General features: G+C 71.6%; 18 protein-coding genes. 12 read left to right on the top strand and 6 right to left on the bottom strand.

Annotated elements, in window-relative coordinates; all coding sequences use genetic code 11:
- Window position 1: 1 nt before the first annotated feature.
- From VGE38_RS06000 to VGE38_RS05990, 3 genes are all read right to left on the bottom strand, one after another.
- Window positions 2-526, bottom strand: a complete 525-nt coding sequence (locus VGE38_RS06000) for a DUF402 domain-containing protein (RefSeq protein WP_331141628.1) — start codon at window positions 524-526, stop codon at window positions 2-4.
- Window positions 527-603: 77 nt separating this feature from the next.
- Window positions 604-1,440, bottom strand: a complete 837-nt coding sequence (locus VGE38_RS05995; protein WP_331141627.1) for an SDR family NAD(P)-dependent oxidoreductase — start codon at window positions 1,438-1,440, stop codon at window positions 604-606.
- Window positions 1,437-3,029: a flavin-containing monooxygenase gene (locus VGE38_RS05990; protein WP_331141626.1), complete on the bottom strand. Its 1,593-nt coding sequence runs from the start codon at window positions 3,027-3,029 to the stop codon at window positions 1,437-1,439. The genes VGE38_RS05995 and VGE38_RS05990 overlap by 4 nt, the downstream gene beginning before the upstream one ends.
- 73 nt (window positions 3,030-3,102) lie before the next feature.
- Here VGE38_RS05990 and VGE38_RS05985 point away from each other — a divergent pair, with 73 nt between their 5' ends.
- The 4 genes from VGE38_RS05985 (at window position 3,103) to VGE38_RS05970 (ending at window position 10,345) form a co-directional block, all read left to right on the top strand.
- A complete protein-coding gene (locus tag VGE38_RS05985; protein WP_331141625.1) occupies window positions 3,103-3,699 on the top strand; it encodes a TetR/AcrR family transcriptional regulator in 597 nt (198 codons plus the stop codon).
- A gap of 346 nt (window positions 3,700-4,045) precedes the next feature.
- The gene (hrpA, locus tag VGE38_RS05980; protein ID WP_331141624.1) at window positions 4,046-7,945 is read left to right on the top strand and encodes an ATP-dependent RNA helicase HrpA; all 3,900 of its coding nucleotides are present in this window, start codon (window positions 4,046-4,048) and stop codon (window positions 7,943-7,945) included.
- Between the two features lie 203 nt (window positions 7,946-8,148).
- Window positions 8,149-8,751, top strand: coding sequence for a hypothetical protein (locus tag VGE38_RS05975; protein WP_331141623.1), 603 nt, complete (start codon window positions 8,149-8,151; stop codon window positions 8,749-8,751).
- 235 nt (window positions 8,752-8,986) lie between these two features.
- The gene (locus tag VGE38_RS05970; protein ID WP_331141622.1) at window positions 8,987-10,345 is read left to right on the top strand and encodes an ABC transporter substrate-binding protein; all 1,359 of its coding nucleotides are present in this window, start codon (window positions 8,987-8,989) and stop codon (window positions 10,343-10,345) included.
- A 95-nt stretch (window positions 10,346-10,440) separates the two neighbouring features.
- Here the strand turns inward: VGE38_RS05970 and VGE38_RS05965 are convergent, their stop codons facing one another.
- Together VGE38_RS05965 and VGE38_RS05960 are read right to left on the bottom strand one after the other, a co-directional pair.
- Window positions 10,441-11,706: an HRDC domain-containing protein gene (locus VGE38_RS05965; RefSeq protein WP_331141621.1), complete on the bottom strand. Its 1,266-nt coding sequence runs from the start codon at window positions 11,704-11,706 to the stop codon at window positions 10,441-10,443.
- Window positions 11,706-12,332: a DUF3000 domain-containing protein gene (locus tag VGE38_RS05960; protein WP_331141620.1), complete on the bottom strand. Its 627-nt coding sequence runs from the start codon at window positions 12,330-12,332 to the stop codon at window positions 11,706-11,708. Before VGE38_RS05960 ends, VGE38_RS05965 begins: the two co-directional genes overlap by 1 nt.
- Window positions 12,333-12,401: 69 nt before the next feature.
- On the opposite strand from VGE38_RS05960, the gene hemE reads away from it, so the two are divergent.
- Window positions 12,402-13,466: a uroporphyrinogen decarboxylase gene (hemE, locus tag VGE38_RS05955; protein ID WP_331141619.1), complete on the top strand. Its 1,065-nt coding sequence runs from the start codon at window positions 12,402-12,404 to the stop codon at window positions 13,464-13,466.
- 40 nt (window positions 13,467-13,506) lie between these two features.
- Here hemE and VGE38_RS05950 read toward each other — a convergent pair whose 3' ends face one another.
- Window positions 13,507-14,496 carry a DUF4349 domain-containing protein gene (locus VGE38_RS05950; protein WP_331141618.1) on the bottom strand — a complete coding sequence of 330 codons (990 nt, stop codon included), beginning with the start codon at window positions 14,494-14,496 and terminating at the stop codon, window positions 13,507-13,509.
- Between the two features lie 142 nt (window positions 14,497-14,638).
- Between VGE38_RS05950 and VGE38_RS05945 the strand changes: the two genes are divergently transcribed.
- The 7 genes from VGE38_RS05945 to VGE38_RS05915 all read left to right on the top strand — a co-directional run.
- Window positions 14,639-15,670: an ABC transporter substrate-binding protein gene (locus tag VGE38_RS05945; RefSeq protein ID WP_331141617.1), complete on the top strand. Its 1,032-nt coding sequence runs from the start codon at window positions 14,639-14,641 to the stop codon at window positions 15,668-15,670.
- Between the two features lie 9 nt (window positions 15,671-15,679).
- Window positions 15,680-16,513 carry an ABC transporter ATP-binding protein gene (locus VGE38_RS05940; RefSeq protein WP_331141616.1) on the top strand — a complete coding sequence of 278 codons (834 nt, stop codon included), beginning with the start codon at window positions 15,680-15,682 and terminating at the stop codon, window positions 16,511-16,513.
- On the top strand, window positions 16,506-17,348 hold the full coding sequence (locus VGE38_RS05935; protein ID WP_331141615.1) for an ABC transporter permease: 843 nt from the start codon (window positions 16,506-16,508) through the stop codon (window positions 17,346-17,348). Before VGE38_RS05940 ends, VGE38_RS05935 begins: the two co-directional genes overlap by 8 nt.
- Window positions 17,349-17,384: 36 nt before the next feature.
- Window positions 17,385-18,749 (top strand): LLM class flavin-dependent oxidoreductase, encoded by a 1,365-nt coding sequence (locus VGE38_RS05930; RefSeq protein WP_331141614.1) that lies wholly within the window; start codon window positions 17,385-17,387, stop codon window positions 18,747-18,749.
- Window positions 18,746-19,243 (top strand): NADPH-dependent FMN reductase, encoded by a 498-nt coding sequence (locus VGE38_RS05925; protein ID WP_331141613.1) that lies wholly within the window; start codon window positions 18,746-18,748, stop codon window positions 19,241-19,243. The genes VGE38_RS05930 and VGE38_RS05925 overlap by 4 nt, the downstream gene beginning before the upstream one ends.
- A complete protein-coding gene (locus VGE38_RS05920) occupies window positions 19,240-19,764 on the top strand; it encodes a flavin reductase family protein (RefSeq protein ID WP_331141612.1) in 525 nt (174 codons plus the stop codon). Before VGE38_RS05925 ends, VGE38_RS05920 begins: the two co-directional genes overlap by 4 nt.
- 115 nt (window positions 19,765-19,879) lie before the next feature.
- The coding region (locus VGE38_RS05915; RefSeq protein WP_331141611.1) for an FAD-dependent oxidoreductase at window positions 19,880-20,150 on the top strand (271 nt) is incomplete at its 3' end.

Genomic DNA, 20,150 nt, shown 5'->3' with positions numbered 1-20,150 from the left:
GTCAGCCGAGCGCGGCCAGGGCCGCCAGCCAGCGCTCCGCGCTCCCGTCGTACGGCGGCTCGCCGGCCGCGACGGCGGCGTAGACGCGCTCGGCCGACTCCTCGGCGAGCGCCACGATCTCGGCCGGATACTCCAGCTCGATGCGGTGCTGCTCGAACTCGTCCTCGTCGGCGAGCACCAGGCCGCGCTCGTCGCGCAGCGCGATCACGTCGAGGTCGAGGTCGACCATCCGCAGCGTGGTGCCGTCCCACTCCGGTGGCGTGGTGACGTCGACGTACAGCGCCGCCTCGTAGTCCTCGTCGTAGAAGCCCGCGAAGTGGGCCGCGTCGCGCCGTGGCGCCAGCGAGACGCAGGCGAAGTCGGCGACGAGCTCCTTGCCGGGGCGGTGGTAGTGGGTGCCGCGCGGGAAGCCGAGCCAGTCCCCGTGCTCGTCGGCGCCGAGGTAGACGCCGTCGTAGCGCCAATGACGCCGGCCGCCCCACTTCGTCATGGCGACGGAGATGGGGCGGCCGGCGTCGAAGCGCATGATCTACCTCGTTGGTCGAGTAGCGAGCAACTACCTCGTTGGTCGAGTAGCGAGCGCTAGCGAGCGTATCGAGACCCTCAGCCGTTCTTCTTCGGCATCACGTACTTCGCGCCGAGCGCGACGATGTCCTGGTAGTAGGAGCCGGTGAACTTGCCGAAGTTGTGGATCACGTGGGCGTCGAGGCCGACCAGCACGCGGGCCTGGTTCTTGTGGATGCCCTTGACGATGATCTGGGCGGCCTTCTCCGGCGACATCTTGGCGAGCTTCTCGTCGAAGAACCGCGCCGTCTTCGCGGCGTCGTCCTTGGCGGAGTAGCGCGCCGAGCGGGCGACCGAGGTCTTGATGCCGCCGGGGTGGACCGCGGTGACGCCGACCTTGTGCTTGTCGATGAGCATCTCCTCGCGCAGCGCCTCGGTGAAGCCGCGCACGGCGTACTTCGAGGCGTTGTAGAACGCCTGGTCCGGCATCGACACCAGGCCGAAGAGCGAGGAGATGTTGACGATGTGGCCGTCGCCGGAGGCGATGAGGTGCGGCAGGAAGAACTTCGTGCCGTGCACGACGCCCCACCAGTTGATGCCGATGATCCAGTCGATGTCGTCGAACTCGAGGTCCTCGACCCGGCCCGAGAGCGCGACGCCGGCGTTGTTGATGACGACGTTGACACGGCCGAAGTGCTCGACGACGCCGGCGGCGTAGGACTCGAACGCGGCGCGGTCGGCCACGTCGAGCCGGTCGGCCTTCACCTCGCCCGAGCCGGCCTGCTTGACGAGCTCGACGGTCTCGGCCAGGCCGGCCTCGTTGACGTCGGAGATCGCCAGCAGCGACCCCTCGCGGGCGGCCTCGACGGCCAGTGCCCGGCCGATGCCGGACCCGGCACCGGTGATGACGACGACCTTGTCCTTGAGCGACTTCATGCGTTCACGTCCATCTTCTCGGGGGCCGTCTGGGTGGCCGTCTTGGTGGCCGTCTTGGTGGCCTTCTTGGCGGTCTTGCGAGCCGGCTTGCGCACAGGCGCGGCCGCGGCGACGACGTACTTGTCGACGTCGAAGGAGTGCAGCAGGTGCCGGAACATGAACGTCGTGCGGGGCCACAGGGTGGTGTTGCGTCCCTGCTCGTCGAGGTACCAGCTGGCGCATCCGCCGCTGCTCCACACGGTCGGCTCCATGCGCCGCTGCAGGTCGGCGTTCCATGCCGTGAACGCCTGCTCGGTCGGCTCCACCGTCGCGAACTCGTTGACGCGCATGGTGCGGATCGCGTCGCGGATGTACTGCACCTGGCTCTCGATGATGAACACCATCGAGCTGTGGCCCAGGCCGGTGTTGGGGCCGATCACGAAGAAGAAGTTCGGGAACTCCGGGACCGTGGTGCCCTTGTACGCCGCGGCGCCGGCCTCGGCGAACCGGTCCGCCATGGTGCGGCCGGTGCGACCGGTGATGTTGTGGGCGATCGGGATGTCGGTCGTGTAGAAGCCGGTGGCGACGATGAGCACGTCGATCTCGCGCTCGGTGCTGGTCCCGTCGGCGGCCTGCGTGACGATCGAGGAGCCGGTCACCTTGCTGATCCGGTCGGTGATCAGGTCGCAGTTGTCCGCGTCGAGCGCGGGGTAGTACCGGTTGGAGATCAGGATCCGCTTGCAGCCGATCTCGTAGTCCGGGGTGACCTTGCGGCGCAGCTCGGGGTCCTTGATGCCCTTGCGGATGTTCGCCAGCGCCATCGCCTTCGCGGGCGCAGCCAGCTTCGGCTGCCAGGTGAAGGCGGGGACGTAGAGCTCGCGGCCCCAGTAGATCGCCGTGCGGGCGGCCCTCTGCAGGCCGGGGACGTGGCGGAAGGCGAACTTCTCCAGGCCGGAGTAGCGGTGCTCGTTGCGGGGGATGATCCACGGCGCGGTGCGCTGGTAGACGTCGAGGTGGCCGCCGGTCTCGGCCAGCGTCTTCTGGATCTCGGGCACGATCTGGATCGCGCTGGCGCCGGTGCCGATGACGGCCACCCGCTTGCCGGCGAGGTCGACGTCGTGGTTCCAGCGGGCGGAGTGGAACACCTCGCCCTGGAAGTCCTCGATGCCCTCGATCTCGGGCAGGCGGGGCTCGGAGAGTGGGCCTGGTCCGGCGATGAGCGTACGGGCGGCGTACGTGCCGTTGCTGGTCTCGACGACCCAACGCTGCTGCGCCTGGTCCCAGGTGGCCGCGGTGACCGCGGTGTCGAAGACGAAGCGGTCGAGGACGCCGGACTCCTGGGCGACGCGCTTGATGTAGGCCTGGATCTCCGGCTGGGGGGAGAAGCTCATCGACCAGTCGGGGTTCGGCGCGAAGGAGTAGCTGTAGAGCTGACTCGGCACGTCGCACGCGGCGCCGGGGTAGGTGTTGTCACGCCAGGTGCCGCCGACATCGCTGCCCTTCTCGACGACGATGAAGTCCTTCTCGCCGTCCTCGTCGAGCTTGATCGCTGCACACAGGCCGCCGAAGCCGGCGCCGACGATGAGGTGATCGACTAGCTGGGTGGTCATGGTCACAACCGTAGGCGGGCTATTGAAAGATCGTCAATAGCGTTGTTGAACCAATGTCAATACAGTGGTGCTCGTGACCACCGCACCGCGCACCCGCCTCACGCCCGACGGGCGTCGCTCGCAGCTGCTCGACCTCGGCGTACGGCTCTTCGCGCGCCGTCCGCTGCACGAGGTCTCGATCGACCTGCTCGCCGAGAAGGCCGGCATCTCCCGCGGCCTGCTCTACCACTACTTCGGCAACCTGGTCGGCTTCCAGGAGGCGGTCGTCCGGCGGGCCGCGGCGGACCTGGTCGCCCGCACCGCGCCGCCGGCCGAGGGCACCGCCGTGGAGCGGCTGCTCGCCTCGGTCGGCGCCTACGTGGAGTTCGTCGACGAGAACTACGAGGGCTACCTCTCCCTGGTCGCCGGCGCCAAGAGCGGCAACGAGACGATGCGGCGGGTGTACGACGAGGCGCGGGCCGCGCTGACCGACCGGATCTTCGAGTCCGACACCGACAACCTCGTCCCGGACACTCCGGCCGCCCGGCTGCTGGTCCGCGGCTGGTCCGCGCTGGCCGAGGAGATGGTGCTCGCCTGGAAGGACACGCCCGCCGACGACCGGATCGCCCGCGACGAGCTGCTGGCCGCGATCACCGGGGCGCTCCCCGCGCTGGTCACCGCGCTGCCCTGAGCCGTGCGTCGAGGCGGCGTTCGCAAAGTGTCACGGTGACACTTGGCGTCAGGGGTGACGCTTTGAACTGTCACTCGCGACGCGAACTGTCACGGTGACACTTTGGAAGCCGCGGGCGGCCCTGCGAAGCCCGCGCTGGTCACCGCGCTGCCCTGAGCCGCGCCTCGGGGTGGCGTTCGCAAAGTGTCACGGTGACACTTGGCGCTAGGGGTGACCCTTTGAACTGTCACTCGCGACGCGAACTGTCACGGTGACACTTTGGAAGTGTCACGGTGACACTTTGCGGCGGCGGGCGGAGCCCTCCACCACGAGCTGACGACCGGGAGTGCGGGAGAATGGTGCGGCCATGTCCCAGTCCCCGCCCCCACAGCTGCGGATCAGCTATCCCGAGCAGCTGCCGGTCACCCAGCGTCGAGCCGACATCGCGGCGGCGATCCGCGACCACCAGGTCGTCATCGTGGCCGGGGAGACCGGGTCGGGGAAGACCACCCAGCTGCCGAAGATCTGCCTCGAGCTGGGTCGCGGCGCGGGACGGGAGAACGGCGGTGGCCTGATCGGCCACACCCAGCCGCGCCGGATCGCCGCCCGCTCGGTGGCCGAGCGCATCGCCGAGGAGCTCGGCACCGAGCTCGGGGATCTGGTCGGCTACCAGGTCCGCTTCGCCGACCGGACCTCGCCGGCGAGCCGGGTCAAGCTGATGACCGACGGCATCCTGCTGGCCGAGCTGCAGCGGGACCGGATGCTGCGCAAGTACGACACGATCATCATCGACGAGGCGCACGAGCGCTCGCTCAACATCGACTTCCTGCTCGGGTACCTCAAGCAGCTGCTGCCCAAGCGGCCCGACCTCAAGTTGATCATCACCTCGGCGACCATCGACCCCGAGCGGTTCGCGGAGCACTTCGCCGACGCCCGTACCGGCGAGCCGGCGCCGATCATCGAGGTCAGCGGCCGCACCTATCCCGTCGAGGTGCGCTACCGGCCGCTCATGGAGCTGCCCGAGGCGGATGAGGAGGGCGAGCCGGTCGTCCGCGACCAGACCGAGGCCATCGTCGACGCGGTCAAGGAGCTCTCCGCGGAGGGACCGGGCGACATCCTGGTCTTCCTGCCCGGCGAGCGGGAGATCCGCGACACCGCCGACGCGCTCTCCGGAGCGCTCGGCCTCGACAGGCGGGGCAGTCGCAGCCCGGGCCATGTCGAGGTCACCCCGCTCTACTCCCGGCTCTCGGCCGCCGAGCAGCACCGCGTCTTCGAGCCGCACTCCGGGCGCCGGGTCGTGCTGGCCACCAACGTCGCGGAGACGTCGCTGACCGTGCCCGGCATCCGGTACGTCGTCGACACAGGCGTCGCGCGGATCAGCCGCTACTCGGTGCGGACCAAGGTGCAGCGGCTCCCGATCGAGCCCATCAGCCAGGCCAGCGCCAACCAGCGCTCGGGCCGCTGCGGCCGCGTCGAGGCCGGCATCGCGATCAGGCTCTACTCCGAAGAGGACTTCGAGGGCCGGCCGGAGTTCACCGACCCCGAGATCCTGCGCACGAACCTGGCCAGCGTCATCCTCCAGATGGCCTCGCTCGGCCTGGGCGAGATCGCGCGGTTCCCGTTCGTGGAGCCGCCGGACAAGCGCAACATCTCGGCCGGCGTACAGCTCCTGGAGGAGCTCGGTGCGCTCACCGGCGGACGGCTCACCAAGCTCGGCCGGCGGCTGGCGCGACTGCCCATCGATCCCCGGCTCGGTCGCATGATCCTCGAGGCCGAGCGGCTCGGCTGCGTGCGCGAGGTGCTGGTCATCGCCGCGGCGCTCAGCCTGCAGGACCCGCGCGAGCGCCCGAGCCCCGACAAGCCCGCCGAGCAGGCGCAGGCCGCACAGCTCCACGCGCGCTTCAAGCACGAGACGAGCGACTTCCTGGCCTGGCTCAACCTGTGGCGCTACCTGCGCGAGCAGCAGCGCGAGCTGTCCTCCAGCGCCTTCCGGCGGATGTGCAAGCGGGAGTTCCTCAACTACCTGCGGGTGCGGGAGTGGCAGGACTTCGAGTCGCAGCTGCGGCAGGTCTGCAAGGAGATGGACGTCCAGCTCGGCCGACCCGGGGGCTCGACGGGCTCGGGCAGCGAGGTCGACGAGGACGGCATCCACCAGGCGCTGCTGTCCGGGTTGCTCTCGCACATCGGCCTGCTCGACGAGCGCGAGAAGCCCGAGCGCAAGGACCAGAAGCGCCGCGGCCCCCGGGAGTACCTCGGCGCCCGCGGCGCCCGGTTCGCGATCTTCCCGGGCAGTGTCCTGACCCGGAAGAACCCGCAGTTCGTGATGGCCGGGGAGCTGGTCGAGACCAGTCGGCTCTGGGCCCGGCAGTGCGCGGCGGTCAAGCCGGAGTGGGCCGAGCGTCTGGCCGGCGAACTGGCGAAGCGCAGCTACTCCGAGCCGCACTGGAGCACCCGACGGGCTGCGGTCATGGCCCGGGAGAAGGTCACGCTGTACGGCGTACCGCTCGTGGCCGATCGGCCGGTCAACTACGGCCGCATCGACAAGGAGCTCTCCCGCGAGCTCTTCATCCGCCACGCGCTCGTCCAGGGGGAGTGGCCGGGCGCGGAGAAGCGGCACCGCTTCCTGCAGGAGAACCAGCGGCTGCTCGAGGAGGCCCAGGAGCTCGAGCACCGCGCCCGCCGGCGCGACATCGTCGTCGACGAGCACACGCTGTTCGAGTTCTACGACGCCCGGGTCGGTGCCGACGTCGTCAGCGGCGCCCACTTCGACCAGTGGTGGAAGCAGGAGCGTCGTCAGCGGCCCGGCCTGTTGACCTTCGACCCCGCGATGCTGACCAACCGGGCAGCCGAGGAGGTCACGGCCCAGGACTACCCCGACCTGTGGCAGGCCGGTGGACAGAGCCCGCTGACCTTCAGCCTGAGCTACCACTTCGAGCCCGGCGCGGCCGAGGACGGCGTCACCATCGACATCCCCGTCGCCACGCTCAACCGGGTCGAGACCGACGACTTCTCGTGGAACGTGCCCGGTCTGCGGGAGGAGCTCGTCACCTCGCTGATCCGCAGCCTGCCCAAGAGCCTGCGGGTCAGCTTCGTGCCCGCGCCGGACAAGGCGCGGGAGTTCCTGGCCGCCACGTCGCCGGGGGAGGAGCCGCTGCTCGACGCGCTCGAGCGGTGGTGCCGGGCCACCGCCGGGGTGGTCGTCCCGCGCGACGCCTGGGACTGGTCCAAGGTCCCGGAGCACCTGCGGCCGACGTACCGCGTCGTCGATGAGGAGGGCCGCGAGCAGGGGCGCGGCAAGGACCTCGACGCGCTCAAGGCACCGCTGCGGCCGCAGTTCGACCGCGCGATCGCCGAGGTCGCCGGGCAGGCCGGGCTCAGCGCCACCGGCCAGACGACGTGGACCTTCGGCACGCTGGCGCCGACCGTCACCGAGCGGCGCGCCGGCCACGAGGTCTCGGTGCACCCGTGCCTCGTCGACGAGGGCGACAGTGTCGGGCTCACCGTCGTCGGCTCGGCCGAGGAGGCCGAGGCGCGCCATCGGCTCGGCGTCGCCCGGTTGCTGTGGCTCGGCCTCGACCGCGGGGTGACCAAGCGGATCCTCGACAGCCTCACCAACGCCGAGAAGCTGGGGCTGGCCGGCGCGCCGTACCCCTCGGTCGCCGACCTGCTCGAGGACTGCCGGATGGCGGTCGTCCGCGCCGTCGTGGACGCCCGTCCGCTGCCGCGCTCGGAGCAGGAGTACGCCGGCCTGGTGGCCGCCCTGGGCGCGGCGCCGGACTCCCGGGGCGACGAGCACGAGGCGGCGGTCCGGGCCGTCGTCGCTGACGTGCTGCGGGCGCTGGAGGCCTGGCGCGCGGCCGACAAGGCGCTCTCGGGCCGGGTCGACATGTGGTCGCTGCCCGCGGTCACCGACATGCGCGCCCAGCTGGACCGGCTGGTGCACCCGGTGGGCCGCTGGGGCGGCTTCGTCGCCGAGGCCGGCCCGACGCAGCTGCGTCGCTACCCGACCTACCTCCAGGCCATCGTGGTGCGTCGCCGCAAGCTGGACGAGAACGTCAACGCCGACGCCGCGGTGATGGCGCGGTTCGCCGACCTGCAGGAGCTCTACCGGCACCAGCTCGCGGCGCTGCCCGATGGCCGCCCGCCCGGCGAGCGGCTCCGGCAGGTCCGGTGGCTGCTCGAGGAGTACCGGATCTCGCTGTGGGCCCAGCAGCTCGGCACCGCGCAGACCGTCAGCGACGCCAGGATCCGCAAGCTGCTGGCCTGACCCCATGCACCGCGGCTGGCCGAGGCAGGCGTAACCCTCCTCGCCTCTGGGCGTTGAGAGAGCGGGTGTTTGGGAATCCGCCCTCCGGCAGCGGGTGCGGCGCCCACGGAGACGCACGGGGGTCTCCGTAGGACGCCGCATCCGCTGTCGTGGTTCGGCCGGTTCCGCCCCGCGCGTTTCGCCGCGCGCCTAGTCTCGATCAGGTGAGCAGGCACCATCACCGTCCGATGACGCCGGGGGACCGGTTCTTCGACGCTATCGAGGCCGGCACGGACCCCGCCCTGGTGCGCGAGGCCGGCGACCTGGCGGCCACCCTGCTGGTCCGCGGTGCCCGCGGCGCGGCCGCGGCGGGAGATGCCGCCGTGGCGGACCGGCTGCTGCGGCTCGCGGAGACCGAGGGCATCGAGACCATCGCCGAGGTCTGGTCCGGTGCCCCGGCCGACACGCTGTCCGGCTGCCTGTGGCGCCTCTACCTGCTGCGCTCGTGGGTGCACGCCGCGCCGGTGAAGGTCGCTCGCGAGTTCGAGGCGGGCCGGGCGCACGCGCAGGTGGCACGCGTGGTCGCGGGAGTGGCCGAGCCGCCGGGCCCCGACGAGCTGCGCACCATGGTCGACGAGGTGCTGCGCGGCATCGTCGCGGGTGACTTCGCCGACGTACTGTTCCGTGCCGCCGCGTTCGCGCGTGTCGTCGCGACCGGCCGAGCGCACCTGGCGGGGAGCAGCGAGGCGGAGGTCCGCCGGATGCTGGTGCTAGCCGAGCAGCTGGAGGCGGCCGGTCACGCCGAACTGGAACAAACCTTGAGCTGACCGGGTTACAGTGGGCGTCGAGCACGCCGGGCTGCGGCAGCCCCGGGTCCCAACATCAGCCGCTACGAGCGGCCACGCGCCGTGAGGCGCTCCCGGTCCGGCGTGCTCGACCTCTCTTCCGGTGACGACCCCCGGTGCGGGCATGGGCGACGGTAAAGACCTTCCCGGCGCTCGGTAGGGTGAGCGGGCTCGTCCCGCACATGCCCGACTCAGGAGGTCGCACACGATGCCCACGGTGGCCCGGCGACTCATGCAGCTGCGAGGAACCCTCGCCCCCGTCGTCCTCGCCGTCGTGCTGCCGCTCACGGTGCTCACGGCGTGCAGCGAGGACCGCGAGCCCGTGGCGACCCCCTCGGCCAGCCCGACGCCGCCGCCGGTCGACGATCCCGCCAAGCTGACGCTCGGCGTCTGGGGCTCTCCCGCCGAGGTGACCGCCTACGGCGAGGTCGTGCGGATGTACAACGCGAGCACCGACGCGGCCGACGTCACGCTGGCCTCCTGGCCCGACGACGCGTCGATGACCGCCGCCCTCGAGGCCGGCCAGCCGGTGCCCGACGTGTTCCTGGTCTCGCGCGGCGACATGGAGCAGCTGCGCGCCGACGACCGCGTCTCGCCGGTCGACAACTACCTCGACGCTCGCGCCGTCGACCTCGGCGACGAGTACTCCCGGCAGGCGCTCGAGGCGTTCTCCGCCGACGGGCGACTGCTGTGCATGCCGTACGGCGTCTCCCCGAAGGTGATCTTCTACAACACCGACCTGGTCGACTTCCCGCGGATGGAGGCCACCGGCCTGGAGGTCCCGACCTCGAAGGACCACCGCTCCTGGTCGATGGAGCAGTTCGTCACGGCCGCGACCTTCGCGACGACGATCCGCCCCGGGGTGAAGGGCTTCGCGATCGAGCCGAGCCTCAAGGGCCTGGCGCCGTTCGTGCTGGCCGCCGGCGGCCGCATCGCCGACGACGCCGACGAGCCCAGCGCGCTGGCCTTCAGCGACGACGACACCCGTGACGCGCTCGAGACGCTGCTCCCGATCCTGCGCACCCCCGAGATCAGCCTGGCGCCCGACGAGCTCGGCAACGGCACGATCCTCGGGCGCTTCAAGCGCGGCCGTCTCGGCATGATGGTCGGCGACCGCAGCCTGGTGCCCGAGCTCCGCGCGGTCCCCAACCTGCGCTGGGACGTGATGCCGATCCCGTCCATCGACGGCGCGGCCACCATCGGCGACTACACCGCACTGTGCATCTCGCGCGAGTCGGAGCGCCGCGAGGACGCCGCCGACCTGATGGTCGGCCTGGCCTCGGAGGCCCTGCTCGAGCCGGTTGCGGCGACCGGTCACCTGGTGCCGGTGAACCAGAAGGTCGCCCTGTCCGACGACTTCCTGCAGCGCACCCAGCAGCCGCTGCACGCCCAGGTGTTCGTCAACAGCGTGCGCAGCATGGAGATCCTGCCGTTCACCCACGAGTGGCCCGCGCTGGAGGCGGCTGCGGCGGCCCCGCTGCGGCAGCTCTTCGCCGCCGGGCCGACCGTCGACATCGACGCCATCACCGAGCAGGTCGACGCGGCCGCCGAGACGGTCCTCCAGCCCGGCTCCTGACCCTCCCGCCGGACTCCCGCGGTCACCTGACATTCCCAACCGCGACACGCCGGAGAGTGGTCGGAACGGTCAGGTGCCTGCCGTCAGGCGGCGGGTCAGGCCTTCGACTCCGCGTCGAGGATCGCGGTGGTGAGCAGCGGCGCCGTCAGGGCGATCTGCCAGCCGCGGGCGCCGTACCCCGACAACAGGGCGGTCACCTCGTCGAGCAGCGCCCCCGGCTCGCGGGTGCGCGGCGGCGACCACAGCACCCGGCGCAGCGTGTCGGGCGTCAGCAGGTTCTCCAGCGGCACCTCGACCCGCTCGGAGAGCTCGGCCATCGCCTCCTTGGCCAGCTCCAGCCGGCGGGCGGCGACCGGGTCCCGGTCGGCCCATGCCTTCGGGATCGGCGGGCCGTCACCGCGTGGCGTGCGGGCCGGCAGCTCGGACTCGGGCATCGCCGCGACCCGCTGCAGCGCGGCCACCCAGCGGTTGGCGTAGCGCTCGGCGCCCCGGCCGTGGAAGCCCTTGGTGCCCAGCAGCGCCACCCGGTCGGTGGGCAGGGCGCTGGCGGCGGCGACGATCGCCGCGTCGGGGATGAGCCGGCTCGGGGTGACGTCGCGCTCCCGGGCGATCTCGTCGCGGGTCTCCCACAGGGCCTGTACGGCGGCCAGCCCGCGTCGTCCCCGCACCTTGTGCATCCCCGAGGTGCGGCGCCAGGCGTCCACCCGGGTGGGCAGCTCGAAGTGGCGCAGGTGCTCGAACTCCTGCCGGGCCCACTCGGCCTTGCCGGACTCCTCCAGCTCGGCGGCGAGCCGGTCCCGCAGCTCGACGAGGGGCTCGACGTCGAGCGCGGCGTACTCCAGCCACGCCTCGGGAAGCGGACGCGTCGACCAGTCGGCGGCCGAGTGCTCCTTGCGCAGGTGGTAGCCGAGCACGGTCTCGACCAGCGTCGCCAGGCCTACCCGGGGATAGCCGAGCAGCCGGCCGGCCAGCTCGGTGTCGAACAGCGAGCTCGGATGCAGCCCCAGCTCGGTGAGGCACGGCAGGTCCTGCGTGGCCGCGTGGAGGATCCACTCGGTGCCCTCGAGGGCCTCCTGCAACGGCGCGAGCGTCGACAGGTCGATGGGATCGATCAGCCAGATCCCCGCGCCCTCGCGGCGCAGCTGGATGAGGTAGGCACGGTTGGAGTAGCGGTAGCCGGACGCGCGCTCGGCGTCGATGCCCACCGGGCCGGTGCCGGCGGCCAGCGCCGCCGCGGCCGCGAGCAGGCCCTCGTCGGTGTCGATCACGCGCGGCAGGCCGTCACGCAGGGTCAGCAGCGGTGCCGGCTCCGCCTCGCTCTCGTCAGGCTGCTGGGGCGCGTCGGTGGGTTCCTCGGACATCACGCGCCCGGGCCCCGCTGACCGCGGCGGCTCGGGATGACGGCGACGCCCTCGGGCACCGGCGGGAGGCCGGCGGCGGTGCAGAGCAGCTCACCCCACGCCTCGACGTGCGCGGCGACGTCCGGGCCGGAGGGGCCGACCACGGGAGTCCAGGACGCGCGCACCTCGATCTGGGCGGTGGCGTCCTCCTCCGACATGCCGCCGAAGCTCTCCGTCGCCACCCGGGTGACGGTGCCGGACGCAGCGGCGTACTCGGCGCCGTGCGCCTCCAGGGCGTCGGTCAGCCAGGACCAACCCACCGCGCCGAGCATCTCGTCGGTGATGAGCTCCACGTCGATGTCGGCGCGGACGTAGGCGACCAGGCGGAACGTGCCGCCCGCCCACGCCTCGTTGCCGGCCGGCTCGTGCAGCAGGATCAGCCGACCCGTGGCGACCTCGACGTCGTCGACGGTGACGTCGGCCGACAGCGCGCTGGCGTACGGCGCGATGCGCTGCGGGGCAGGCATGTCCTCGCAGAAGATCTCGGGCCGCAGCCTGGCGCTGTGCATGGCGGCCACCGCAGCCCGGAACTCAACCGGGGCTGCAGGTGCGCCCGAGCCAGGGCGCGTCTCCTCACGCACCACCATGACCCCACCCTAGGTCGAGGCGGCGCTCGCGATGTGCGAACACGCCGGTCACGGTGGGACCCTTGTCACGTGCCCGAACAGATCCAGCAGCCCGACCCTCGCCTCGCCGACAGTGCCTTCCTGAAGGCGGCGAGGGGCGAGCCGGTGCCGCACACGCCGGTCTGGTTCATGCGGCAGGCGGGCCGCTCGCTGCCGGAGTACCTCAAGGTCCGCGAGGGCGTCAGCATGCTCGACTCCTGCCTCGACCCCGACCTGGTCACCGAGATCACCCTGCAGCCGGTGCGCCGCTACGGCGTGGACGCGGCCATCTTCTTCTCCGACATCGTGCTGCCGCTCAAGGCCGTCGGCGTCGACCTCGACATCAAGCCCGGCGTCGGCCCGGTGGTCGCGAACCCGGTCCGCACGCTCGCCGACGTCGAGGCGATCCCGGATCTGATGCCCGAGCACGTCGGGATGATCACCCAGGCGGTGCGGCAGCTCACCGCCGAGCTCGCGTCGATCAACGGGGGTACGCCGCTGATCGGCTTCGCCGGCGCACCGTTCACCGTGGCGTCGTACCTCGTCGAGGGCGGGCCCTCGAAGGAGCACGCCAAGACCAAGGCGCTCATGTTCGGGGCGCCGGACGTGTGGGACGCGCTCATGCGCAAGATCGGCGGCATCGCGGCGACGTACCTCGAGGTGCAGGTCGCGGCCGGTGCCTCGGCCGTGCAGCTGTTCGACTCGTGGGCCGGCGCGGTGACGCCGGAGGACTACGCAGCGTTCGTGATGCCGCACTCCGCCCGGGTGCTGGAGCGGGTCGGCGCGCTGGGCGTGCCGCGGATCCACTTCGGCGTCGGCACCTCGAACCTGCTGGGGCTGATGGGCCAGGCCGGCGCCGACGTCGTCGGCGTCGACTGGCGCACGCCGATGGCGGCCGCGATCGGCCAGGTCGGCGGGCGCGCGGTCCAGGGCAACCTCGACCCGACGCTGGTCTTCGCGCCCACCGAGGTGATGCTCGAGCGTGCCGCGCGCGTCATCGAGGCCGGCCGCGCCGCGCCCGGCCACATCTTCAACCTCGGCCACGGCGTCATCCCGACCACCGACCCCGACCAGCTCAAGCGGCTGACGGAGTTCGTGCAGTCCTACGAGCTCTGACCCTTCGCCGACGGTGGGCACCTGACGGTGTCGACCGGGCTCAACCGGCTGCCGGCGCGTCGCCGTCGGCGAGGTCAGGTGCCAGCCGGGTACGGCGCCGCCGGGTCAGCAGCCAGATCGGTACGCCGACCAGGGCGATGACCGGCACCCACGGCAGCACCGCTCCGGCGGCCGTCGCGAGCGCCGCGGCGAACCCGGCCAGCGCGTCCCAGCCGGCCCCGAGGCCGGCCAGGAAGCCGGCGTCGTCCGACGTGCTGCGGGGACCGGAGCGCTCCACCGTGACCGTGATCGTCGACAGCGACGTCTGGTCGGCCAGGTAGGCCTGCTGCTGCAACAGCGACTCCAGGTCCGCCTCGCGGCGGGCGAGCTCGGACTCGATCGAGATGACGTCGCCGAGCTTCTCGGCGCGGCTGAGCAGCAGCCGGATCCGGTCGATGCTGGCGCGCTCGGTCGCGACGCGCGCGTCGGTGTCCACCACCTGCTGGGTGACGTCCTCGCTGGTGGTGCTGGACTCCCGCAGCGTCCCGATCCTCTCGACGTCCGCCATCGCCTCGGCGAACGCGTCGCTCGGCACCCGCAGCACCAGGTGCGCGGAGCGGACCTCGCCGTCCTCGTCGGTGCTCGTCTGGGCGTCGGTGACGTGGCCGCCGTGGCGCTCGGCCACCAGCTGCGCGTCGGCACGCGCGTCGCCGACGTCCTTCGCCGTGAGGGCCACCGAACCGGTGGCGATGATCGCGGGCTCGCGCACCGCTCGCCGCTCGGCCGCCTGACGGTTCCCGGTGGAGCTCTGGAGCCCGTCCACGGCCGCCGGGACGTCGGCGCCCCCGCCCGAGGCGCGTGCGGAGTCGCCCGCCTCGGCGGACATGGTGCCGGCCGAGCCGCCGGAGTCCTCGGAGCCCTCGGGGGAGCCGGTGCAGCCGGCCAGGAGCAGCGCGGCGGTCGCGACGGCGACCGCGACCGAGACCGAGACCGAGAGCAGTGCGGCGCGGGGTCCTGGCGTGGTGGCGTGGGCGTTGTCGGTGCGTCTCATGCAACTGGGACGGCTCGCGGCAGGCATCGGTTCCGTCCGACACCCGGGACGATGTTTGCCATTTAAGTCGAGTAACTTTATGGTGATTGAACACCGGGCCGACCGGCCTGGCGCTACCACCCCTCGACCTCAAGTGAGTCCCATGAGTGCGCACCGCAAGACCCGTGTCCGGACCATCGTCCTGCTGGCCACCCTGGCCGCCGCCGTCTCCGTCCTGACCGGCTGCGCCGGCAGCAGCGGGGCGACCGCCGGGAAGGAGGTGACGACGATCCGGTACCAGTCCGGCGTCGGCACCGTGAATCCACTCGAGCTCGCCGACGCGCTCGGCTACCTCGACGGCCTCGAGCTCGAGAAGGTCGGCGACGTCACCGGCGGCCCGCAGGGCCTGCAGGCGCTCGCGTCGAACCAGACCGACATCGGCGCCAGCGCCTTCTACGGCGCGATCGCACAACTAGTCGGCACCGGCGTCCCGATCAAGGCCGTGGTGCCGACGTACGGCTCCACCGACGAGCTCTGGCAGGTCGTCGCCACGGTCGAGGGCAGCGGCATCGCCGACGCCCGTGACCTGATCGGCAAGAAGATCGCCGTCAACACCCTCGGCGCCAACGCCGAGGCCGTCCTCGACACCTGGTTCGACCAGGAGGGCCTGACCGAGGAGGAGCAGGACCGGATCACGCTGGTCCCGCTGCCTCCCCTCAACACGCCGCAGGCGCTGAAGGAGGGTCAGGTCGACGCCGCGTCGCTGAGCTTCACCTCCCTCGAGGTCGCCAAGAGGACCGTGAAGCTCAAGACGTTGGTGCGTGACATCGACGTGGTCGGCCACACGTACGGCGGCGGCGGCTTCACGCTGCGTGAGGAGTTCATCGAGCGCAATCCGACCACGACCAGGACGCTCGTCGAGGGCATCGCCAAGGCCGTCAACTTCATCGAGACCCACGAGAAGCAGGAGATCTACGACGTCTACTTCCCGTGGCTGACCGAGCACGGGCACGCCGACTACATCGAGCCGATCGAGGCCAACTTCCCCGGGACGCTGGGTCTGCCCGCCGAGCCCGTCATCGGCGACGGCGACATCTCGCTCTGGCTGGACTGGCTGGAGAGCCGCGGCGACGTGGACGCCGATGCGATCCAGCCGTCCGACGTCTACACCAACGACTTCAACCCCTACGCGTGAGGCGGACCCATGAGCTCCCGAATCGAACTGGACCACGTCCGTCAGACCTTCTGGGTCCGCGGCGACGACGACAAGCAGCTGCGCGAGTTCGTCGCGCTCGACGACCTCTCGCTGGCGATCGGTGAGGGTGAGTTCCTCACCGTCGTCGGCCCGTCCGGCTGCGGCAAGTCGACGGTGCTGGACCTGATCGCCGGGCTGGCGCACCCCAGTGGTGGCCGCCTGACGGTCGACGGGGTCGCTGTCACCGGACCCGGCCGTGACCGCAGCGTGGTCTTCCAGCAGTACACCCTGCTGCCGTGGCGCACTGCCCAGGGCAACGTCGAGTTCGCCCTCGAAGCGGCCGGCGTGAAGGGCCGGGGCGAGCGGCGTGAGCAGGCCCGGCACTACCTGGCGCTGGTCGGCCTCGCGGAGTTCGCCAACCGGTACCCCCACGAGCTGTCGGGTGGCATGAAACAACGCGTCGCGATCGCCCGCAGCCTCTCCTACGAGCCGCAGGTCCTCCTGATGGACGAGCCCTTCGGCGCGCTGGACGCCCAGACCCGTGAGCGGCTCCAGGAGGAGCTGCTCGGCATCTGGCGTCGCACCGGCACGACGGTCGTGTTCATCACCCATGACATCGACGAGGCGGTCTTCCTCGGGCAACGGGTGGCGGTGATGAGTGCTCGACCCGGGCGCATCAAGGAGGTCATCGACGTGGACCTCGACCGTGAGGCCGCGGGTGAGACCGACCTCCGGGCGACGCCGGCGTTCGCGGCGTACCGGCACCACATCTGGACCCTCCTGCGCGAGCAGCACGGCGCGCCGGTCCAGCGCTCGCTGGAGGAGGTGCGGACCGTTGCCTAGCCTGATTGAGGAGCGCACCGAGGCGCGCCCCAACCCCCGACAGGAGGAGTCGGCCCGGGCCAAGGGCGTCTCGCTGCGACGGCGCCGCGCCGTCACCGCGGCCCGCGGCGTGGCCGGCGTCGTCACCCTCGCGCTGCTGTGGGAGATCCTGCCCCGGCTCGGCGTGGTGGACGACTACTTCATCCCGCCACTGCACGTCGTGGCCCAGGAGTGGTGGAGGATCGCCGGCGACGGCGAGCTGGTGCGCCACATCTCGGCGAGCCTCGTCCGCTCCGCGGTTGGCTTCTTCCTGGCGATCGCTGCCGCGATCCCGCTGGGCGCCGCCATCGCGTGGTACCGGCCCGTGCGGGAGTTCTGCACGCCGGTGCTCGAGCTGTTCCGCAACACGGCGGCGCTCGCGATCCTCCCGGTCTTCACCCTCATCCTCGGCATCGGGGAGACCTCCAAGATCGCCATCGTCCTCTACGCCTGCTTCTTCCCGATCCTGCTCGCAACGGTCACGGGCGTCGCGACGGTCGACCCGCAGCTGCTCCGCTCGGCCAAGGTGCTCGGGCTGAGCCCGGTCGCGACGTTCCGCAAGGTGGTCTTCCCGGCGGCGGTGCCGACGATCTTCACCGGCGTCCGCATCTCCGGTGCGGCCGCGATCCTCGTGCTGATCGCTGCCGAGATGATCGGCGCGACCGCGGGCCTGGGCTTCCTCATCAACTACTCCCAGTTCAACTTCCTCATCCCGAAGATGTACGCCGCGATCGTCACGACCTCCTTCATCGGCGTGCTCGTCAACTACGGCCTGATCGCCCTGGAGCGGCGCTTCTCGCGCTGGCGCGCGGCCTGACCTCCTCTCCCTCACCTCTCGAACGGAGCAACCGACATGACCCGCCAGCTCAGCCTCAACGCCTTCCTGCACGACGCCGGTCACCACGAGGCGTCGTGGCGCCACCCCGACTCCGCGGCCGAACGCGTGCACGACATCGACTTCTACGTCGAGCTCGCCCAGCGTGCGGAGGCGGCCAAGCTCGACGGCGTCTTCTTCGCCGACAGCCCGGGCATGTGGGCGGCCACGCCGTACCGGCCCACCGCCCACCTGGAGCCGATCACCCGGCTCGCGGCCATCGCCGCCCGTACCGAACGGATCGGCCTGATCGCCACCGCGTCGACGACGTTCTACGAGCCGTACAACCTGGCCCGGCTCTTCAACTCCCTCGACATGCTCTCGGGCGGCCGCGCCGGGTGGAACATCGTCACGACCCAGTCCGAGGCCGTGGCCCGGAACTTCAGCCTCGCCGAGCTGCCCTCGGCCGAGGAGCGTTACGCCCGCGGACAGGAGTTCGTCGACGTCGTCACGAAGCTCTGGGACAGCTGGGAGGACGACGCCATCGTGGCCGACAGGGAGAGTGGGCTCTACTTCGATCCCGACAAGGTGCACCCCGTCGACCACGTCGGGCGGCACTTCCAGGTGGCGGGGCCGCTCGCTGCGCCGCGCAGCCCGCAGGGTCGTCCGGTCTACGTGCAGGCAGGGTCGTCGAACGACGGCCGGGCGTTCGCCGCCCGCAACGCCGAGGCGATCTTCACCGCCCATCAGACGATCGGTGACGCACAGGCCTTCTACGCCGACATCAAGAGCCGGGCAGCGCGGCTGGGTCGCAACCCCGACCACGTCAAGGTCCTGCCGGGCATCAGCCCGTTCCTCGCCGACACCGAGGCCGAGGCCCGCGAGCTGCAGCACTACGTCGACTCGCTCACCGTGCCGGCGTACGGGCTGGCCCAGTTGGAGGGCCTGGCGGGGATCTCGCTCGCCCACCTCGAGCTGGATGAGAAGGTGCCGGTGGAGATCTTCGGGCCGGCCGGCAACGTGCTCGACAACAACCGCAGTCGGCTGCAGGTGGTCGCCAACATCGTCGAGCGGGACCGGCCGACGCTGCGCGAGCTGCTGCACCGTCTCGCCGGCGCGCGAGGCCACAACGTCGTGGCGGGCACGCCCACCCAGGTCGCCGACGTCATCAGCGACTGGTTCCGCAACGACGCCGCCGACGGCTTCAACGTCATGCCGCCGCTCTACCCGCAGCTGCTCGACGTCTTCGTGGACCGGGTCGTCCCTCTTCTCCAGGACCGCGGCCTGTTCCGCACCGAGTACGCCGGCACCACGCTGCGCGACCACTACGGACTGCCGCGGCCCGCGTCCCTCTACGCAGCGCCCGGGAGTGCGGCCGGCACTCAGCAGGCGGTGGCCGGATGACCACGGCTGTCGTCGTCGGCAATCCGAGACCGGAGAGCCGGACGCTGCGCGCCGCGACGTACGTCGCCGAGCAGCTGACCGGGACAGCGCCCCACGTCGTGGCAGACCTCGCCACCGTCGGTCCCGCGCTGCTGGACCCGGCCGACCCCGACGTCACGGATCTGGTCACGCAGGTCGGCGCCGCCGACCTGGTGGTGGTGGCCAGCCCGACCTACAAGGGCGCCTACACCGGCATGCTGAAGGTCTTCCTCGACCGGTTCGCCGGCGGCTCGGGCCTGTCCGGCGTCGCGGTCCCGCTAATGCTCGGCGCAAGCCCGGGGCACGCGCTGGCGCCGGAGCTGACCCTGCGGCCGGTGCTGACCGAGATCGGTGGCACTGTTCCCGGACGGGGGCTCTACGTCCTCGACTCGACCCATGACGAACCGGCCGCCTACGCCGACTGGATCGCCGCCATCCGGCCCGTCGTCACCGCTCTCCTGGAGGCACGCAGATGACCGTCGATCGCCTCACCACCAACCAGGACTTCGACCCTGCCCGGTTGCGACAGGCGTTCGGAGTGTTCCCCACCGGCGTGGTGGCCGTGGCTGCCGCTGTCGACGGCGGGCTGGTCGGACTCGCGGCGAGCTCCTTCACCACCATCAGCCTCGACCCGCCGCTGGTGTCGTTCTCGGTTGCCAGGACCTCCAAGACGTGGCCTGACCTCCGGCGTGCCGCACATCTCGGCGTGACGGTCCTCGCCGATCACCACGGGGACGTCTGCCGGCAGCTCGCCGGGCCCGTCGCACAGCGCTTCGACAACGTTCCAGTCACCGTGACGCGTGACGGCGCCGTCACCTTGGACGAGGGACTCGCCCGGTTCGACTGCACGATCTACCGCGAGGTCGAGGCCGGGGACCACGTGCTCGTGCTGCTGCAGTTGCACGCGCTGGACCACCCTCGGTCCGGGCCGGGCGACGAGGGCGGTCCCTTGGTCTTCCATCGCAGCGGGTTCGGTCGGCTCGCCGACTCTGCCTGACGCCCCGTGCGCCGGTGCGCGGGACTCGACCCTCGGGAACCCGGGACTCGACCGCCCGGAACCCGGGGCTCGACCCTCGGGAACCCGGGACTCGACGGGCTGGGAGACTGGGGGCGTGAGGGTCGTCGTGGTCGGAGCCGGGATCGGCGGGCTGACGGCTGCTCGGGACCTGGCCGCCGCGGGCCACCGGGTCGTGGTGCTCGAGGCGGCCGGCGAGGTCGGCGGCAAGCTGCGCGCCGAGGAGGTCGCCGGCGTCCGGGTCGACGTCGGCGCCGAGGCCATGCTCCACCGCCGCCCCGAGGGCACCGCGCTGGCGCGTGAGCTGGGCCTGCCGGTCGAGCACCCGACGACCGCGACGTCGCGGATCTGGACGCGCGGCGCGCTGC

Origin of the sequence: Nocardioides sp., assembly GCF_036405735.1 — a bacterium.
Lineage (GTDB): Bacteria > Actinomycetota > Actinomycetes > Propionibacteriales > Nocardioidaceae > Nocardioides.
Note: the sequence above shows the minus strand (reverse complement) of the source record. Positions and strands in the feature narration are given on the sequence as shown.

Excerpts from the sequence above, each read along its gene's own strand:
- VGE38_RS05995 (WP_331141627.1), bottom strand. The coding sequence starts at position 1,440 with ATGAAGTCGCTCAAGGACAAGGTCGTCGTCATCACCGGTGCCGGGTCC.
- VGE38_RS05990 (WP_331141626.1), bottom strand. The coding sequence starts at position 3,029 with ATGACCACCCAGCTAGTCGATCACCTCATCGTCGGCGCCGGCTTCGGC.
- VGE38_RS06000 (WP_331141628.1), bottom strand. The coding sequence starts at position 526 with ATGCGCTTCGACGCCGGCCGCCCCATCTCCGTCGCCATGACGAAGTGG.
- VGE38_RS05925 (WP_331141613.1), top strand. The coding sequence starts at position 18,746 with ATGACCACGGCTGTCGTCGTCGGCAATCCGAGACCGGAGAGCCGGACG.
- VGE38_RS05950 (WP_331141618.1), bottom strand. The coding sequence starts at position 14,496 with ATGAGACGCACCGACAACGCCCACGCCACCACGCCAGGACCCCGCGCC.
- VGE38_RS05930 (WP_331141614.1), top strand. The coding sequence starts at position 17,385 with ATGACCCGCCAGCTCAGCCTCAACGCCTTCCTGCACGACGCCGGTCAC.
- VGE38_RS05945 (WP_331141617.1), top strand. The coding sequence starts at position 14,639 with ATGAGTGCGCACCGCAAGACCCGTGTCCGGACCATCGTCCTGCTGGCC.
- VGE38_RS05920 (WP_331141612.1), top strand. The coding sequence starts at position 19,240 with ATGACCGTCGATCGCCTCACCACCAACCAGGACTTCGACCCTGCCCGG.
- VGE38_RS05940 (WP_331141616.1), top strand. The coding sequence starts at position 15,680 with ATGAGCTCCCGAATCGAACTGGACCACGTCCGTCAGACCTTCTGGGTC.
- VGE38_RS05960 (WP_331141620.1), bottom strand. The coding sequence starts at position 12,332 with ATGGTGGTGCGTGAGGAGACGCGCCCTGGCTCGGGCGCACCTGCAGCC.
- VGE38_RS05965 (WP_331141621.1), bottom strand. The coding sequence starts at position 11,706 with ATGTCCGAGGAACCCACCGACGCGCCCCAGCAGCCTGACGAGAGCGAG.
- hrpA (WP_331141624.1), top strand. The coding sequence starts at position 4,046 with ATGTCCCAGTCCCCGCCCCCACAGCTGCGGATCAGCTATCCCGAGCAG.